This is a genomic window from Bacillus sp. FSL L8-0654 (assembly GCF_038629965.1).
Classification (GTDB): Bacteria; Bacillota; Bacilli; order Bacillales; family Bacillaceae; genus Bacillus; species Bacillus safensis.
In genome coordinates, this window is sequence record NZ_CP152026.1 from 780,546 (window position 1) to 797,739 (window position 17,194).

15 protein-coding genes, 1 pseudogene and 2 other annotated features are annotated in these 17,194 nt (G+C 39.9%); of the genes and pseudogenes, 13 read left to right on the top strand and 3 right to left on the bottom strand.

Annotation, left to right across the window (positions count from 1 at the left end):
• Window positions 1–28 precede the first annotated feature (28 nt).
• The gene (pdaA, locus tag MHH65_RS03835; RefSeq protein WP_034283706.1) at window positions 29–820 is read left to right on the top strand and encodes a delta-lactam-biosynthetic de-N-acetylase; all 792 of its coding nucleotides are present in this window, start codon (window positions 29–31) and stop codon (window positions 818–820) included.
• Between the two features lie 97 nt (window positions 821–917).
• Here the strand turns inward: pdaA and corA are convergent, their stop codons facing one another.
• Window positions 918–1,877, bottom strand: a complete 960-nt coding sequence (corA, locus tag MHH65_RS03840) for a magnesium/cobalt transporter CorA (RefSeq protein WP_024425843.1) — start codon at window positions 1,875–1,877, stop codon at window positions 918–920.
• A 133-nt stretch (window positions 1,878–2,010) separates the two neighbouring features.
• On the bottom strand, window positions 2,011–2,520 hold the full coding sequence (locus MHH65_RS03845) for a hypothetical protein (protein WP_024425256.1): 510 nt from the start codon (window positions 2,518–2,520) through the stop codon (window positions 2,011–2,013).
• A gap of 434 nt (window positions 2,521–2,954) precedes the next feature.
• On the opposite strand from MHH65_RS03845, the gene MHH65_RS03850 reads away from it, so the two are divergent.
• From MHH65_RS03850 to MHH65_RS03865, 4 genes are all read left to right on the top strand, one after another.
• Entirely contained in the window at window positions 2,955–3,824 is an 870-nt protein-coding gene (locus MHH65_RS03850) for a DNA-3-methyladenine glycosylase (protein ID WP_024425842.1), read from the top strand.
• A 102-nt stretch (window positions 3,825–3,926) separates the two neighbouring features.
• Window positions 3,927–5,312: a 23S rRNA (uracil(1939)-C(5))-methyltransferase RlmD gene (gene rlmD, locus MHH65_RS03855; protein WP_098676649.1), complete on the top strand. Its 1,386-nt coding sequence runs from the start codon at window positions 3,927–3,929 to the stop codon at window positions 5,310–5,312.
• 388 nt (window positions 5,313–5,700) lie between these two features.
• The gene (locus tag MHH65_RS03860; RefSeq protein ID WP_098676648.1) at window positions 5,701–6,459 is read left to right on the top strand and encodes a methyltransferase domain-containing protein; all 759 of its coding nucleotides are present in this window, start codon (window positions 5,701–5,703) and stop codon (window positions 6,457–6,459) included.
• A gap of 146 nt (window positions 6,460–6,605) precedes the next feature.
• Entirely contained in the window at window positions 6,606–7,019 is a 414-nt protein-coding gene (locus MHH65_RS03865) for a DUF6508 domain-containing protein (protein ID WP_098676647.1), read from the top strand.
• Between the two features lie 29 nt (window positions 7,020–7,048).
• On the opposite strand, the gene MHH65_RS03870 is transcribed toward MHH65_RS03865, so the two are convergent.
• Window positions 7,049–7,933 (bottom strand): LysR family transcriptional regulator, encoded by an 885-nt coding sequence (locus tag MHH65_RS03870; protein ID WP_098676646.1) that lies wholly within the window; start codon window positions 7,931–7,933, stop codon window positions 7,049–7,051.
• A 111-nt stretch (window positions 7,934–8,044) separates the two neighbouring features.
• Between MHH65_RS03870 and MHH65_RS03875 the strand changes: the two genes are divergently transcribed.
• The 8 genes and pseudogenes from MHH65_RS03875 (at window position 8,045) to MHH65_RS03910 (ending at window position 16,983) form a co-directional block, all read left to right on the top strand.
• A complete protein-coding gene (locus MHH65_RS03875) occupies window positions 8,045–8,434 on the top strand; it encodes a tautomerase family protein (RefSeq protein ID WP_095407989.1) in 390 nt (129 codons plus the stop codon).
• A 26-nt stretch (window positions 8,435–8,460) separates the two neighbouring features.
• Entirely contained in the window at window positions 8,461–8,784 is a 324-nt protein-coding gene (locus tag MHH65_RS03880; protein ID WP_098676645.1) for a carboxymuconolactone decarboxylase family protein, read from the top strand.
• 138 nt (window positions 8,785–8,922) lie between these two features.
• Window positions 8,923–9,750 carry a MerR family transcriptional regulator gene (locus MHH65_RS03885; RefSeq protein ID WP_268413732.1) on the top strand — a complete coding sequence of 276 codons (828 nt, stop codon included), beginning with the start codon at window positions 8,923–8,925 and terminating at the stop codon, window positions 9,748–9,750.
• A gap of 26 nt (window positions 9,751–9,776) precedes the next feature.
• Window positions 9,777–10,965, top strand: a pseudogene (locus MHH65_RS03890) (MFS transporter).
• Between the two features lie 252 nt (window positions 10,966–11,217).
• Window positions 11,218–12,399, top strand: a complete 1,182-nt coding sequence (locus MHH65_RS03895) for a DUF1835 domain-containing protein (RefSeq protein ID WP_111927635.1) — start codon at window positions 11,218–11,220, stop codon at window positions 12,397–12,399.
• A gap of 74 nt (window positions 12,400–12,473) precedes the next feature.
• Window positions 12,474–12,697 (top strand) — a binding site (T-box leader).
• Window positions 12,698–12,734: 37 nt separating this feature from the next.
• Window positions 12,735–12,958 (top strand) — a binding site (T-box leader).
• 52 nt (window positions 12,959–13,010) lie between these two features.
• A complete protein-coding gene (gene thrS / locus MHH65_RS03900; RefSeq protein ID WP_111927636.1) occupies window positions 13,011–14,933 on the top strand; it encodes a threonine--tRNA ligase in 1,923 nt (640 codons plus the stop codon).
• A gap of 173 nt (window positions 14,934–15,106) precedes the next feature.
• Window positions 15,107–15,676 carry a hypothetical protein gene (locus tag MHH65_RS03905; protein ID WP_101676712.1) on the top strand — a complete coding sequence of 190 codons (570 nt, stop codon included), beginning with the start codon at window positions 15,107–15,109 and terminating at the stop codon, window positions 15,674–15,676.
• Window positions 15,677–15,699: 23 nt separating this feature from the next.
• Window positions 15,700–16,983, top strand: a complete 1,284-nt coding sequence (locus tag MHH65_RS03910) for a hypothetical protein (RefSeq protein ID WP_111927637.1) — start codon at window positions 15,700–15,702, stop codon at window positions 16,981–16,983.
• The last annotated feature ends 211 nt before the right edge of the window (window positions 16,984–17,194 follow it).

The following is a 17,194-nucleotide window of genomic DNA, read 5'->3' on the forward strand; positions in this document are numbered from 1 at the left end:
ATAGAAGAAAAACCGGGAAGTGACGTAAATGAAAAAATTCATGCTGATCTGTTTATGTGCGCTTTTTGTTTCCATGCCTCTCTCAGAAGCGGAAGCCGTGTCTAATAAGCCCATTAACTGGGGATTTGCGAAAAGTAAAGAGCACAGGCCGCCGGATGCGGGCAAAGAATTGACGGCACTCTTAAAAAAGTATGATGCGTTCTATTTAGGCAACACGAAAAAGAAAGAGATTTATTTTACCTTCGACAATGGCTATGAAAATGGGTACACACCCAAGATCTTAGACGTGCTGAAAAAACATCAAGTACCAGGCACCTTTTTTGTGACAGGTCATTTTGTAAAGGACCAGCCGGGGCTTGTCAAACGTATGGCAGAGGAAGGTCATATCATTGGCAACCATTCTTATCACCATCCTGATTTAACAACAAAGAGTACAAAAGAAATCAAAGAAGAACTGGACCGTGTCAATGAAGATGTGTACAAAATCACAGGAAAACAGGATAACCTCTATCTTCGTCCGCCGCGCGGTGTGTTCAGTGAAAGGGTATTAAAAGAAACAAAACAGCTCGGCTACCAAACCATTTTCTGGTCAGTGGCGTTTGTGGACTGGCATATCCATCATCAAAAAGGAAAACAGTATGCATACGATCAAATGATGAAGCAGGCACACCCAGGTGCCATTTACTTACTTCATACCGTCTCAAGAGACAATGCAGAAGCGCTGGATGATGCCATCACCGCTCTGAAAAAACAAGGATATTCCTTTAAAAGTCTAGACGATCTCATGCTTGAAAAAGTATGGCATCTGCCACAGCTATAGAAAGAAGCCTGCAGAAGACCTGCAGGCTTTTTGATTTTCCCTCTCTGATTTTACGCTGAAACTAAAGAGAGTGATGAGGTGAAAAAAGAGTCAAACACTATTTAAAAATCCTAAACCACCCTTTATGTTTAAACCACAAAAGCATCCCCGTGACGAGGAGGCCCATAAAAATCAGCACGCCAAAATAGCCGTATTTCCAGTGTAATTCAGGCATGTTGTCAAAGTTCATTCCGTACACCCCAACAATAAAGGTCAACGGAATAAAAATGGTCGATACAATGGTCAATGTCATCATGATCGCATTCATCCGGTTGGAATTCAGCGTCTGATAGCTGTCTCGCAAATCGGCTGTCATATCACGGTTTGACTCAACGATCTCGGTTAACTTCAAAAGATGATCATAAATATCATTAAAATAAGCATGGCGGTTTGGATCGCTTTTCATCATATTCGTGTTCACAATACGATATAAAAGGTCCCTCATTGGGATAATCGTTCTTCGCAGTTTGAGCAAATCGGATCGAATCCCAAATACTTCGTTCATCAGCGTGCCATACGTTTTATGCCCTTCTTCATCCTCAATTTCATTCAGCCTGTCTTCAATTTGATAAATAATAGGGAAATAATCATCAACAAGCTCATCAATCAGCATGTAGGCAATATGCTCAGGTCCGCTGTTTCTCGCTTTATCAGAGCCTTTGAGCTTTCGAATCACACGTTCAACGTACGGCGCTTCTTTCAAATGAAAGGTCACGATATAGTTTTCACCAACAAACAGATCGACTTCCTCAGAACGAAGCGTTTTTTGATTAAGGGCATGCAGCACGAAAAACAAATATCCTTCATAAAAATCAAGCTTGGGCCGCTGTAAATAATGAAAACAATCTTCAATCGCGAGTGGATGGAAATGAAAATATTCCTTTAAAAGCGCTGCTTCCTTTTCCGTTGGCGCATGAAAATCAATCCAATACCAGGCGATATCGGGGCTTGAAAGCTGCTGCAATGTTGCATGTTCAATCAAGTCGCCGTTTTTTGTCACTGCAAGTTTTCTCAGCATGTGCACCCCTCCAGACTTGCATTATATCATGAAGCAGCGCCGGTGAACTTATACGTTTTCTTCATAAAAAAAGCCGATCTCATTTTTGAGATCGGTTCAATGTGCGTGTATGATTGATGGATAAAACCGAGAATTAAGGGCGACGGAAGTTGACGAAACCACCATTACGGTCGAACCAGCCTCTAAATGCCCAGTTGATGTAGCCGCCGTCACCTTTGTTTGTGAAAGATCCATTTTCAAATACCCAGACTCCGTACGTAATACTTCCGTATTTCACAGTAGCAAACGTTTTGACGCCGTTGAAACGAGTCTCATAACCTTGACTTAAGTTAAATACCATGACATTGTATTTTGCGCCGGCAGCATAGAAAGCAGACTCCATTAATCCTTTGACAAAGCCTTCACGGTTTGTGTTAGCATTTGCAGCATTGATTAATGCATTTGCAATACCAAGTACATCAAAGTTAATATTAACGTTTCCTGCAGTTGTAGATGCTTTACCTTCAGCAGCTTTGTTTAAGACAGTTTGCTGAAGTGTAGTAGAAACAGGTGCTGAAGTTTTTGGCTCAGCAGCGTCAGCGAATACTGGCAGTGTCGAAGAAACAGCAGTGGCAAGGGCAACAGAAAGAATTGTTTTTTTCATTGGTCGGATCTCCTTTGTTTTTAAATTTTGGGTCTTCTTTTTTGTAAAATGTGAAACTAAGTAAAGCCGGTCATCAATGAGGTAAATATGTTCCTGCAAGATAAAACAAATGATTGCCTAATCCGCTAATTTCTTTGTTCACCTCCTTGATATGTCATAATTATACAAATATTTTTGGAATGGAAGATATCACCCAGAGGTTCTATTTCTAATTTAAGGAAAATGAGCCTAAAATGTTGCAGGATGCTGTCGAATTTTAGCTGAATTCGACTAAAAACTTTCATCTATCCAAAAGGAGAATGACCACAAATAAGGAAGATATAACTGATAAATTCTTGTACTCTTTATGTTTAAAAGTATTCAATCTAGAGAATCATTCATGCAAAATGAAACAATCACATCTGCGTATGTTTGCAGAAAGGAAGAGGACATGTATGTGGGAAAAACAGCTTGCGGTAGAGCCGCCGTATCATTTCGATCAAGTGCTTAGACGCTTATCAAGTGATCCATTAAAAGCAGTCGATTTGAGTCAAAGAGAAATAAAAGTGCCGATCAGATTAGAGCAAAAACCGTACGTGGTCATCGTTCAAGCTACTGGAACAAAAGATGCGCCTATGTTCCGTGTGCGATCAAACGGCCCAGAGGAACCCCTTCTTTCTGAGGTGAAACGGATATTTGGCATGGAGCATCAATTACACATGATTCAAGACCATTTTTCTCAAACCAATCTAGCGCCCATTTTTGAGCAGCATATCGGAACGCCGCTCATGCTGGATTTTCATTTATATCATTGTTTAATGAAATGTATCATTCATCAGCAGCTTAATCTTTCGTTTGCTTACGAGCTCACGAAACGATTTGTCCATACGTACGGCGAGCAAATAGAAGGTGTATGGTTTGATCCTTTACCAGAAACCATTGCCTCTCTTGAAACAGATGATTTGAGAAAGCTTCAATTTAGTCAGCGAAAAGCAGAATATGTCATCGATGTATCGAAACGAATTGTGAGCGGCTCACTTTGTTTAGAGGAATTACACGATTTATCTGATTTGGAGGTGGAAGAGCGATTGCTTCCGATTAGAGGGATTGGACCTTGGACGGTTCAAAATGTGCTCATGAATGGGCTTGGAAGACCAAATCTTTTTCCGATGGCAGATATCGGCATTCAAAATGCAATCAAACGGCACTTCGACCTGCCTGAAAAACCGACAAAAGAAGAGATGTCAGCGCTAAGCAAGGAGTGGACCCCATATTTAAGCTACGCTTCTTTATATTTATGGAGAAGCATTGAGACAGATAAATAAATGAAAGGCATTTTCTCTCTTTGTCTAAGACGTGGTATACTAATGAGATGGAATAAAATGAAGACAACCTATTAAGGTTTTAAATAGAACGGAGAGAATAAAGTGAAAGAAAAACAGCAAGGTGCCCTTTTGCAAAAGGGACAGCAGTTCCCGCTTACCATTAAACGCCTTGGCATTAATGGTGAAGGGGTCGGTTATTTTAAAAAGCAAGTGGTCTTTGTCTCAGGTGCGCTTCCAGGTGAGGAAGTGGTGGTTGAAGCAACGAATGTCCAAGCAAAATATGCAGAAGGTACAGTGAGGAAAGTGCGAAAGCGCTCCGAGCATCGAGTCAAACCGCCATGCCCAGTATACGAACAGTGCGGCGGCTGTCAGCTTCAGCATTTGGCGTACGAGCAGCAGCTAAATGAAAAGCGTGATATTGTCATTCAATCAATGGAGCGCCATACAAAGCTAGCGGTTGAAAAGCTTGATATTCGGCCAACGATCGGCATGGAAGATCCGTGGCATTACCGAAACAAAAGTCAGTTCCAAGTAGGACGTTCTCACAGCGGAGACATCATTGCAGGACTTTATGGACTAAATTCCCATAAGCTTGTACCGATCAAGGAATGTATCGTGCAGCATCCAAAAACGAACAAAACAACGGGCGTTGTCCGCAAAATTTTAGAGAAATTCGGCGTATCGGTCTACAATGAACGTACAAGAAAAGGCGACGTACGCTCGATTGTCGTGCGTGTCGGCTTTGAAACAGGTGAAGTACAAGTCGTTCTTGTCACATCAAAACCTGAATTTCCAAAGAAAAAAGAAATCGCAGAAGCCATTCAAAAACGACTGCCTGAAGTGACGTCTATCATGCACAATATTAATGGTGAAAAAACGTCGGTTATCTTCGGCCATAAAACATCTCACCTAGCTGGCAATATGGTCATCCAAGAATTTTTAGGAGACGTCTCCTTTGAATTGAGTGCACGTGCTTTCTTCCAATTGAATCCAAAGCAGACGCTAAAGCTTTACGATGAAGCGAAAAAAGCGGCCAAACTGACTGGCAAAGAAAAGGTTGTCGATGCGTATTGCGGCGTTGGGACCATTGGGATGTGGCTTTCAGAAGGCGCCAAAGAAGTACGAGGAATGGATGTCATCAAAGAATCAATTGATGATGCCAAGAAAAATGCCAAAAAACACGGCATGAAAAACGCGACCTATGTGACAGGAACAGCTGAACATTGGCTACCAAAATGGGTCAAAGAAGGCTTCCGCCCTGACGTCATCGTCGTCGACCCGCCAAGAACAGGCTGCGAGCGCACCTTCTTAGACACCGTCAAACAAGTCAAACCAAAACGCTTTGTCTACGTCTCTTGCAACCCATCCACACTAGCAAAAGACCTTGAATACATGTCAAAAGACTACAAAATCGAATACATGCAGCCAGTTGATATGTTTCCGCATACGGCGCATGTGGAGTGTGTGGTGTCTTTATCTCTTAAATAAAAAGGAAATGACAGCTATGATGGACCGAAACCAGCAATAGAAAAGGCAGTATCTAAATGATAAAAACCCTTCCAACAGGAGGGGTTTTACTTTAACTAACAATCTATTTTTCCTATTCGGGTTCTTATTGTACTTAGTTCTCTATAGTGAGACACCCATCATGTACTCTCGATTCTCAAAACAACTTATGTCTCACGCAATTATCAGCTGGATGAATATAAAATCAAGGTCTTCGGCAAGGTGCTCTTTAAATATAATTTTAAGTATTTTAATGGGAGTGATTCAATATGAGACTGAAAGAACATGAAAAATAACAACTTTATACATTCGTAAGAGGCCCGCCAAATATTTAATCATTAAACTCAAAATGATAATTGGAGGGATTATGATGAATGCCAAACAGTTTTCTTCATTTATAAAACAAGCAGATGAACCTTTTGTTGGGTGGGATTTCTCATTCATATCTGAAACTGGAAGAATGAAAAGTGAGCTGCTTTCATGGTCATATGGTAGTATAGCTACTTCTCTTGTTCAAAATGCAAAATCAATGCTGGACATGGGAACAGGTGGTGGAGAGTTTTTATCAAAATTAAGACCTTTTCCAACGTCAGTTTATGCTACAGAAGGTTACTTGCCTAATGTACCTATCGCAAAAGAACGATTAACACCCTTAGGAGTGAAGGTAGTTCAAATTTCTAATGATGGAAATCTTCCGTTTGAGACTGGAAAATTTGATCTTATCATCAATCAACATGAGTCATTTTCATCTAAAGAGGTGAGAAGAATTATCTCGAAAGAAGGTATTTTTCTAACTCAACAAGTCGGTGGACTCGATTGCATAGAGATTAATGAGAATCTAAGGGTACCAATAAATAAAGATTTTATTGATTGGAACTTAAAGAAAGCTTTAAACGAAATACAGGAGAATCATTTTGAGGTGTTGAAAAGTGCAGAAGAGTTCCCTATTCAAAGATTTTATGATATCGGAGCATTGGTGTATTATCTGAAAGCAATTCCTTGGCAAGTGCCAGGTTTTGAAATAAGTAATTTCAAGGATGAATTATACACCATTCATAAAACCATTGAACAAAAGGGTTATTTTGACGCAAAACAACACCGATTTATTATTTTAGCTAGAGCAATTTAGTTGGAAATGGAGCCTTCGATCTATTTGAAGGCTCCAGCTTAATTCTAAACTAATGTCACTCCTGTATGCACGATACATGGCCTGAAAATGTTTCCTTTTATTATTGTCGGGCTTGAAAGCATTCTAAAAAATAGAGGAGGATAACGATGAGTCAATTCGAGATTCTAACAAAATACATACCGATGCTTCAGGAGGATCGTATAGGAGAATGGGTGATCGACCAAGAAAATGATGGAACAGCTGAACGCCCAATCCAAATGCCCTTTGTGAATTATTCCGAAACGGTCCAACGCTTTATTGAAGATGTCTATACCTTTGCAGAACAGCATCAAGAAATGGAACTTACCCGCTATAGTGAAATCCTCTTAGAAAATGGAATTGAATGGGGAACGAACGATATGGAGCATGTGGACATTTCAAATTTAAATGCGCAGTGTGTACTTGCTCTCATCATGGGGGCTTTGAGAGCTGAGCGATTTAGTGAGGGAGCCATATTCAATTTCTTTAAAAGTGGAGCGATCTTGAAATGGCTTGAAAGATTAAAAAACCTAGATGTATGAAATCTAGGTTTTTTGTTTTTGATACGAGATCACGAGCATGTGAATTGCTCCGCTTCTTGACGAAATAGATTAAGCAGCTGCTGCTTCGTGTTTTCCAGAGAGAGATGGGGTTCTTTATGAGTTAAGATTCCTATTGGGATAAAAGGGTCCTCCATTTCAATTGGAACTTTCACAAATTCGTCTGATAATGGGGTAGAAGAAAGCACCACCCCGACGGAAGGAAACGCCTTTAGAAATGATGGAATTGCTGAAATTTGGCTGATGGTGTAAGTGAACGGTTCCACATTTATTCTTGAGAGTTCCTTTTGTAATTTTATGTGATATAAACAACTTTCCCCGCCAATAATCAAAGGCTGTTCATAAAGATCCTTGATCAATGAAATCGGTCCAACTTGATCTGCCTGCTGTTTTGCGATAATAAAAGACATTTCCTCCTTATACAAATCCTCAAACGGAAGTGTATTCATCACTGGTTCCCCTGCAATGGCAAAATCAATCTCACCCTTGAGCAGCTGCTTGTGAAGGAAATCTGTATTACCGATGATAAAATGGCATGTGATATTTGGTTTTTGGCTCCTGAATGTTTGAAGGACGGAAGGAAGAATAGTGGCAGCAATTGGTTCTATGACGCCTATATTCAAGGTTCCGATTTCTTCTTTTTGGAGTTTTTGTGATTGCTCTAATACAAAATGCCAATGGAGAATCAGCTGATCAATCTCTTTGGCAAACAATTGTCCTGAAGGGGTTAATTCAGCCTCCCATCCTCTTACAAACAATTGAAATCCTAACTCCTTTTCTAATCGTTTGATCTGATTCGTTATGGTTGACTGTGCATAATTCAATTTTTGAGCGGCTTTTGAGAATGTCCCTTCCTGAATGATGGCTTGAAATGCTTTTAACTCTTTTAAGTCCATTTCTAATAATCTCCATTCGATATATGAATACGATTTTACCTATTATTCAATTATATAAAACAAGTATTGGGATGTAAAATGAATGTAGACAGAAAAAAGGAGATGACATTCATGCCATTTGTAAAAGTCAGCTATATGGAAAATGCGTACGATACAGAAAGCTTAGCTTCTGTTAGCCAAACGATCATGAAGGCTCTGATGAAAGAATTTCAAGTTCCTAAAAAAGACTACTTTCAGGTATTCAGTTCACATAAGAAAGAAGAATTTTTTTATGATCCCCATTATCTTCTTCGTCATGAAAGAGATCATCGTCTTTTATATATCCAAATTACATGTGGTGCAGGAAGAACCGAGGAGCAGAAGCAGTCTTTATATAAGGAAATAGCTGACCAGTTGTATTGCCAGCTTCATATCCCGAAAGAAAATGTATTCATTATGCTGATTGAGACAGGCTTGGAGAATTGGTCCTTTGGAGAAGGACTTGCGCAGATGATCAAGTAACAGAACGAATGAAAGGGGAAATAGCTATGCATCAACCAATCAAGCCAACTGTAAAATTCACTCTCGGAGATTTTGCCCCAGCATTTGTTGAGTATACAGAAAAAGTTCTCTTTGGAGATTTGTGGAGAAGAGAGGAACTTTCTCTTAGAGATCGCAGTCTGATTACAGTCTCAGCTTTAGTAAGTACGGGCAGCCTGAATCAGCTGGAATACCATTTACATCTTGCCAAAGAAAATGGTGTCACGAAGAACGAATTGATTGAAGTCATCACTCATCTTAGTTTTTATATCGGATGGCCTAAAGCAGCTTCAGCACTAGAAGCGGCTAAACATATTCTTAAGGATAAATAAAGTTCATCAAACAACGAGCCCTATTTGAAATAGGGCTTTTTATATGCAATAAATTGAATTCTAAATTCTTCTGTTGACTTTCCCCTTTACTGAAAGGTTTATACTTTGATCAGATCAACAAATCGGAGGAGATGCAGGATGTTCAAAATCGGTGATTTTTCTATGTTAAGTAAAGTCCCTGTCAAAACCTTAAGGTATTATGACCAGATTGATTTATTAAAGCCTAAGCAGATCGATCAAGATTCCGGATACCGGTATTATTCAGCTGAGCAGCTGCTTGAGGTCAATCGAATTTTTCTGTACAAGGAATTAGGTTTTACATTAAAGCAAATGGGTCAGCTTCTTCGTGAAGATATTTCTGTCGAGCAGCTTCAGGGCATGTTTCTCTTGAAAGAGAGTGAGATTCAGCAATTGATCGAGAGAGAACAACAGAAATTAGCGCGTATTAAGGAGCGGATGCACCTCATCAAACGAGAGGGGTGTGTTGAAAAAGAACAGGAGGTCATCATCAAATCGGTTGAAAGCAAACGCATCATGTCTTTTCAATCCCATGGAACTGTTGACGAAATCCCTTCATTCTTTCAAACGTTTCATCATTTGTTACATAAACATCCGCAAGACTTGAACTCGGAGCCGCAAATCGTGCTGTGGAGGGAATCAATTGCTAAAGAAAGTGAGTTCGAATTTGAGGTGGGATATTCCACGAAAGCGTTAAGGGGCTCTCTGCCTCAGGGTATCACGATGCGTACGTTACCAGCTGAAGAAACCATGGCGACGCTCTTATTTCATTCAGATTCTCCATTTGCACAAACTGCTTGTGTTGATCTGGCGACATGGATCGAACATAACGGATACCGCGTGAAAGAAGATCAGCCGGGGAGAGAGATTTATTACCCATTGTCTGAAAATGAAGAAGGAAGACTCATTGAAATTCAAATTCCTATAAAAAATGAAGTCAAATCGTAAACATTGTCCAAAGGAGAAAAGCCACGATGAAAAATAAAGCCGTTGTCTATTTACTTGCTTTAGCAGCCTTTTTAATTGGAACGATCGAATATATCATTACAGGCATTATTCAAATGGTCGCAGATGATTTACAGGTCACGACATCTGCTGCTGGTTTATTGGTCACATCATTAGCGCTCTCAGCAGCAATCGGCGCGCCGATTGTCATTGCACTGACCATCAATATCGACCGCAGAAAAATATTATCATGGATGCTGATCATTTTTACTTTAAGTAATATCATCACAAGTGTCAGCCATTCGTTTGAAATGGTGCTGATGACTAGGGTTTTACAAGGAATTAGTGGGGGGACGGCCATTGTGGTGGCAATGGCAGTGGCCACTCGTCTTGTCGAACGAGAAAAAAGAGGAACAGCGATTGGTATCATTTTAATGGGATTGAGCAGTTCCTTAGTTTTAGGTGTTCCAATCGGGACATTTCTAAGCAGCATGATTGGATGGAAAGCATTATTTGCAGCCATTGGATTGATCACGCTCATTCCGCTGATTGTTGTGTATAGGCGCATACCTTCTATGAAAGAACAAGAACCGGTGACGCTAGGTATGCAATTATCGATATTAAAAGATAAGCGAATTTTGCTTGCAGTGGCAGTTACACTCTTTTATGTAGGCGGATATTCCACTTTATTTACCTATTTAACGCCCTTCCTGCAAGGAATCAGCAAACCTTAGCATCACAGAAATCAGCGGCATTTTATTACTAGCGGGAATATGCAGCTTTTTGGGCTCCAGTCTTGGAGGGGTTGCAGCAGATAAAAAAGGCCCAACATTCACGATTTTCTCCGGAATTATTCTACAAATCATCATGCTGATGCTGCTAGCATTTGTGACAGGGAATCTCGTGGTCATGGTGGCGGTGATCATGATATGGATGATTGCTACATGGAGCACATCTCCAGCTCAGCAGCTGTATCTCGTCACACTTGTACCCAAATCTCCTGATATCGCATTAAGTGTCAATACATCGTTTATTCAATTCGGATTTGCTTTAGGCTCGGGATTAGGAGGGCTTGTATTGAGCAGGACATCTATACTGCACTTGAGCTGGATCAGCGCTGGAACGGTTCTTCTCGCTTTACTCATGACCATCTTGATGGTGGCGTTTGATCGAATCTCTCAGCAGAAGAGTTTGAAGGTGATGGAGCAAGGAAGGTAACATGAACGATTTCACTAGTGAACATACAAATTTAGTTTTGTATTGTGGGAACTACTTATTTAGGGTAGTTCCTTGGCCCATTTCGTGGGCTTTTTTTTATAAAAATTCTTATTTCTGCACTTCTGCTTTATTACTTCTGTAAATACCTGATCTCCTTGTCATACTTTTGAATGAAATTGACTCAATAGAATTGACGCAAGAACCATGAATAGGTGAAGATGAAATAAACTGTAAGATAAAGGGAGACGAATAATGATACATATCATATTTGGGGCGGCAGCTGCCGGTAGTTTAAAACAAGCAGTACGTGAAATGAAGCAAGATCAAATAGATGATATCATCGCTTTTGATGATATTTATTCGATTGGACCACTTCTACATTTACACGAACATAAAGGACAAGCGAACCGTATAGAATGGCTGCGTAACGTGATGTCAAATGAATATGGCTATTTTGACGACATGGTCAATGATCAGCACAGAATGCTTCAGCAAATAAAAGAAATAAAAGCTGGCAGTCGTATACTTCTCTGGACAGGCAGTAATGCCCATGAGCAAATTGGCTTGCGATATGCCGTCTATTTATTAAAAGAGAAAAGCATAGAATTGTCAGTAATCAATACAACGACAGCATTTGATCAGCTGTTCAATACAAATATAAGAAGAATGGATATTCGACATTCCGGAGAAATCGCATCTGAAAAATTTAAAATTTTGTATGAGAGTAAAGAGCATATTCACCCAGTGACAAAAGAAGAGAGAGAAAGATTACAAAATGAATGGCTTTCACTTGCTAAAGAAAATCATACGCTGCGGATATGGAAAAAAGGACAAGTGATCAGCGTACCAGAAGATGAATTTGATGCTTATTTAGTGAAAATGGCCAAGCGGGTTCATCAGTCTGAGCCTGAAGAGGAATTCATCAAAACTCCACGTTTAATAGGAGAAATCATCGGTTATTTAGATCAGTATATCGGCGATGATTTTATTGAGTATCGAATCAAGACATTAATTGATCAAGGCATTTTTGACATGATAGGGAGTCGAACTTCCATGCGTTATTACTCGATTAAACTGACAGAGTTCGGTCAGCACTTCAAAAAATGGGTGTGCTGTCGAGAGTTTAAGGATCATCCCTTTGTGAAAATTGAAGGAGATTACGGTGAACCTTTTCAGTGTGGGTATTGCGAATGTCATTTAGAAAGAGATGATGTACCAATGAGTGATACTCTTTTCTCAAAGATCTGGAATTGGAACATACAGTATGGCCGCTGGTTTGACGAAGAAACCGATGATTTGCTGCCAAATGGCGTAGACATGGAAAGGAAGTTCAATCAAGAAGGAGAGCGTATCACTGAAGAAGTGAAACGAGCCTTATCTCCTGCGTTTCAAATTGAATACAGCCCAAGTGAATACGCGCAATATTACATTTAAAGAATGAATTTTCTTATCACTGTACAAAATAATCCTTTACACAATCCATCATCATCATGTAAGATATGGAGAAATTAAAAGCGAAGAAAAGGACATGAGCGATTTTTACTGGTTACCAGAGAGGGAAGTCACGCTGAAATCTTCCTAACACAGAAAAGTTGTCTTACCACCTTTGAGCTGTATTGGGGAAATCACAGTATCCAATATCGTTTACGCCACGTTACGGCACCAGAGCCATAAAGCGAATACGCATTATGGGAATTTGGGTGGAACCACGGATATCACATTCGTCCCTTTATGAGGGATGGGTGTGTTTTTTTGTACACTCCTATAGGATTATTGCTTTGAAAAGGACATGAGCAGCTTTTACGGTTACCAGAGAGGGGAGTCACGCTGAAATCTTCCTAACGCAGAAAAGCTGTCTTACCACCTTTGAGCTGTATTGGGGAAAATTGCAGTATCCAATACCGTCAATGCCACGTTACGGCACCAGAGCCATAAAGCGAATACGCTTTATGGGAATTTGGGTGGAACCACGGATTACACATTCGTCCCTTTACGCGGGATGGGTGTGTTTTTTTATTTCAAAAAATAGGAAAGGTGTGTCGGTTATGAGAGAAAACATGGTGAAGATTCAATTTCCAGATGGAAAGATAAAGGAGTTTCCCGCAGGTACGACTGTTGCAGATGTTGCCTCCCATATTAGTCCGAGCTTAAGAAAAAAAGCAGTGGCAGGTAAGGTCAATGATCAAATGGTTGATTTAAGTGAAAAGCTAAACAGCGATGCTCGGCTGTCTATTGTCACACTTGATTCAAAAGAAGGGCTTGAAGTGATGCGCCATACATCTGCCCACGTATTAGCCCAGGCTGTGAAAAGGTTATATGACAATGTCACACTGGGGATCGGACCTGTCATCGAAAATGGATTTTACTATGATATGAAGCTCGATCAAACATTAAGTGTAGAGGATTTGGCTGAAATTGAAAAAGAGATGAAAAACATCATTAATGAGAATCATCCTATCCAAAGAAAAGAGGTCTCTTACAAAGAAGCTGAAGAGCTGTTTGCACATGATCCATATAAGCTGGATATTTTAAAAGATTTACCCTCTCAAGAAGCCATCACAGTTTATCAGCAAGGAGAATTTGTAGATTTATGCCGCGGGCCGCATGTACCTTCTACAGGGTACTTAAAGTCATTTAAACTAACACGTGTTGCAGGGGCTTATTGGCGGGGAGACAGTCATCAGGATGTCTTGCAGCGAGTGTATGGTGTGGCGTTTCAACATCCAAATCATCTAGCTGAGTATCTTCATTTCATGGAAGAAGCAAATAAACGTGATCACCGGAAATTAGGGAAACAGTTGTCCCTCTTTATGTTTTCAGAAGAAGCGCCAGGTATGCCGTTTTATTTACCCAAAGGTCAGATTGTCAGAAATGAATTAATGGCCTTTTCAAGAGAAGTGCGAGGCAAAGCGCAATATGAAGAAGTGAGTACACCGTTTATGATGAACCAAGAGCTTTGGGAAAAGTCAGGGCACTGGGATCATTATCATGAAAATATGTATTTCTCAGAAGTAGACCATACAAGCTTTGCTTTAAAACCGATGAACTGTCCAGGGCATATGCTCATGTTTAAAAACAGCTTATATTCATACAGAGACCTTCCGATTAGAATGGCTGAGTTTGGTCAGGTGCATCGTCATGAATTTAGCGGAGCGTTAAATGGATTGTTCAGGGTCAGAACATTTTGCCAAGATGATGCCCATATTTTTTTGAGAGAAGATCAAATTGAAGCTGAAATCAAACGGATTTTTCAATTAGTTGATCATGTGTATCGGACGTTTGGGTTTGAGTATTCCGTCGAGCTATCCACTCGTCCAGAAAAAGCCTTAGGGGATGACGCTATTTGGGATATATCCGAAACAGCGCTAAAAAATGTGCTTGATCGTCTAAAGGTCGACTACCAGCTAAATGAAGGAGATGGGGCATTTTATGGCCCGAAGATCGATTTTCATATTAAAGATGCCCTGCAGCGGAGCCATCAGTGCGCCACAATTCAGCTGGATTTCCAAATGCCAGAGAAATTTGATTTAACATATATCAACGAAAAAAATGAAAAGATACGGCCAGTTGTGATTCACAGTGCCATTTTCGGTTCTCTAGATCGTTTCCTAGGTATTCTCATCGAGCATTTTGCGGGCGCTTTCCCATTATGGCTAGCACCAGTACAAGTACAAATCATCCCTGTCTCAACTGTTCACCTTGATCACTGCTTAGAGGTGCAGCAGCAATTAAAAAGTATCGGAATAAGGGCCACAATCGATGAGCGGGATGAAAAACTTGGCTATAAAATGAGAGAAGCACAAATGCAAAAAATCCCTTATATCGCGGTCATCGGCGATAAAGAAAGGCAAGAAAAAACACTGAATATTAGACAGCACGGAGAAAAAACGTCAAAAGAGCTGTCTATTGAGGACTTTAAACACATGGCAGCTAAGCAAATAAAAGACAGATCGGCTGCTCAGATATGATGTAATGATTTTATGAAGATGAATAAGACGTTCATTGAATAATGGGCGTCTTTTCATTTGCGAAAAAAGCCGAATTGACAGTAGAAAGGGAAAATATTGAAACATTTTTTCGTTAAAATCATAATAGAGATAGAGCGTTCAACAGAAACCTTTAAAACGGAGAGGAGTACTACATGGAACAAGCTGCCCTGAAAAAGATGAGGACAAAACAAATAATCGTCTCTAATTTAATAGCCGGGATCATGATCGTCGCTTTTTTTATCTTGATTCAAATGTCTGACATTCGATTTATACATTTCTTTCTTTGTTTAGGAATTATCATGCTCTTTCTAAGTATTTATGGTTTTATTAAAAAAGGATCGACAAAGTCTTTCATTCCTATTTTCGAGCAGGTAGCCATTTATGAAAAAGAAAAATTGGGGGAAGAGTGGGAGAAAGAAAAGAGGTCAGAGAATATTTCGAAAGCAGTATTGAGTGGTCTGATGTTCCTCCAGTCATTTAGCTTCCAAGATGTAACGATTCCATTCTTAAGCATACAGCCTATACTTTTACTTTTCTTATTATTTGTAACTCTAGCTCTTATTAATGTAAGCATGCTTTATCGCTTTAGAAAAATCGACCGATCGACGGAAGCGCATGGATTAAAAGGCTTTACAAAGGAATCAAACATGATGGCAATGGCTTTAGGATTATTATCAGTGATTGTCATATTCGGATTTATCGTCATCTTTTTTCTTCCATAAAACTGAATTTTGAGGTGAAACAAATGAATGCAAACATTCAACAACTGATCGATCAGACAAAGGCGAAATTTGGTTTAGATCTTTACTATTTAAAAAGACACAGTTTTCATCGCTACGTCAATATGTTCAATGAAACGGTTTATACATTGAATATGGAATGGTTTCCCTCTCATGAAGCTGAACCCGAGGACGATGATCTAAACCCGGACGGCACAGCTGTGATTGACGTGAACTTGAATACAGGCCAGAGTGAAACGGTTATTTTTGTCATGGATAAAACCTTCGCGAAGAATGGTGTCACATTTAAGAGGCCTTATCCAGCTCATGTCATTCAATGGATCGAACAAGAAACAGGGTTGGTCTATGGTGAGCATTTTCATATGCATCAAAAGGAGAAAGGGGAACTTTTTTTCGAAGAAGCAATAGATGGTGTGAAAGTGACGCCTTCAGGCAGAATCGAAGTGAAATGGGATGAACATGGGCAGCTCATTCACTATATACATCGAGGGCCATTTATGGCAAAAGAACGACTAAGAACTGAAGAATATGTGCTTTCCATTGATAGGATCGAGAATTTAGCTCAGCAGCAAGTGCAGCGGTTTGATTGGCCATCCTTCGAGCAGAATCGAATCCGCCCTATATATGCGTTAGAAGAAATTTATATCAAGAACGATGGAACAGGAACGATACCGTTTGAAATTGGGCGTGAAGAAACACATTGTATACACATGCATCAGGTCATGGAGTGGAATGAACCGTTAAACAAAGCCTTTGAAAAAAAGGAAATCAATATAAACGAGGACATTACTGCTGAACAAGCCTTCTCACTGGAGCCTTCACCGGATACATTCCCGATCTCAAAAGAAGAGCAGGCTGAGTGTATCAAAGCGGTTCGAACCTTTTTGGCGCAAAAATATTCAAAGGATACAGGGAAGTGGGTGTTAAAAACACTCCATCGCGATCATGGCTACATCGAAGCGATATTAAAAACGAATGAGCAAGAAGGCTGTGGTTTTATGGATAAGATCAAGGTCTTCATTGATGCCAGCACTTTTGAAGCCATTAATTACATAGATAAAAAAGAAATGTTTCAAGTATGCGGGATACTCAATCCATCTCAAACAGCTAGTGAAATCACCATATCTCAGAAAGAAGCCTTTGAAACATTGAGAGAACACCTCGAACTTACACCCATCTACGTCTATGACGATGTGCAAAAACAATATGTTTTATGCGGAAAGCTCGACTGTCATGAAGGCGTTGATGCAGTGAGCGGTGAAGTGTTCTCTTTGACAGACCTTTCATAACTTCTAAAAGAACAGTGAGCAACTGTTCTTTTTTATCCCATTTTCCTCTTTTTAGAATAAAAATGGAATTTTGTAGAAGGAAGTTGTCGTTTCATCACGAAAGAAACAGATAAGAATATGATCATAGGTCCATCGGTTGGAATTCGTATTTCATATAGTAAACGTCATACATATTGAAAACCCATTGCAGTCAAGTTGATCTACAAATCTT

Coding starts and splice junctions, on each gene's coding strand:
- corA (WP_024425843.1), bottom strand. CDS start 1,877: ATGCTGAGAAAACTTGCAGTGACAAAAAACGGCGACTTGATTGAACAT.
- MHH65_RS03895 (WP_111927635.1), top strand. CDS start 11,218: ATGATACATATCATATTTGGGGCGGCAGCTGCCGGTAGTTTAAAACAA.
- MHH65_RS03845 (WP_024425256.1), bottom strand. CDS start 2,520: ATGAAAAAAACAATTCTTTCTGTTGCCCTTGCCACTGCTGTTTCTTCG.
- MHH65_RS03880 (WP_098676645.1), top strand. CDS start 8,461: ATGCATCAACCAATCAAGCCAACTGTAAAATTCACTCTCGGAGATTTT.
- MHH65_RS03870 (WP_098676646.1), bottom strand. CDS start 7,933: ATGGACTTAAAAGAGTTAAAAGCATTTCAAGCCATCATTCAGGAAGGG.
- MHH65_RS03865 (WP_098676647.1), top strand. CDS start 6,606: ATGAGTCAATTCGAGATTCTAACAAAATACATACCGATGCTTCAGGAG.
- MHH65_RS03885 (WP_268413732.1), top strand. CDS start 8,923: ATGTTCAAAATCGGTGATTTTTCTATGTTAAGTAAAGTCCCTGTCAAA.
- thrS (WP_111927636.1), top strand. CDS start 13,011: ATGAGAGAAAACATGGTGAAGATTCAATTTCCAGATGGAAAGATAAAG.
- MHH65_RS03905 (WP_101676712.1), top strand. CDS start 15,107: ATGGAACAAGCTGCCCTGAAAAAGATGAGGACAAAACAAATAATCGTC.
- MHH65_RS03860 (WP_098676648.1), top strand. CDS start 5,701: ATGAATGCCAAACAGTTTTCTTCATTTATAAAACAAGCAGATGAACCT.
- MHH65_RS03850 (WP_024425842.1), top strand. CDS start 2,955: ATGTGGGAAAAACAGCTTGCGGTAGAGCCGCCGTATCATTTCGATCAA.
- MHH65_RS03875 (WP_095407989.1), top strand. CDS start 8,045: ATGCCATTTGTAAAAGTCAGCTATATGGAAAATGCGTACGATACAGAA.
- MHH65_RS03910 (WP_111927637.1), top strand. CDS start 15,700: ATGAATGCAAACATTCAACAACTGATCGATCAGACAAAGGCGAAATTT.
- pdaA (WP_034283706.1), top strand. CDS start 29: ATGAAAAAATTCATGCTGATCTGTTTATGTGCGCTTTTTGTTTCCATG.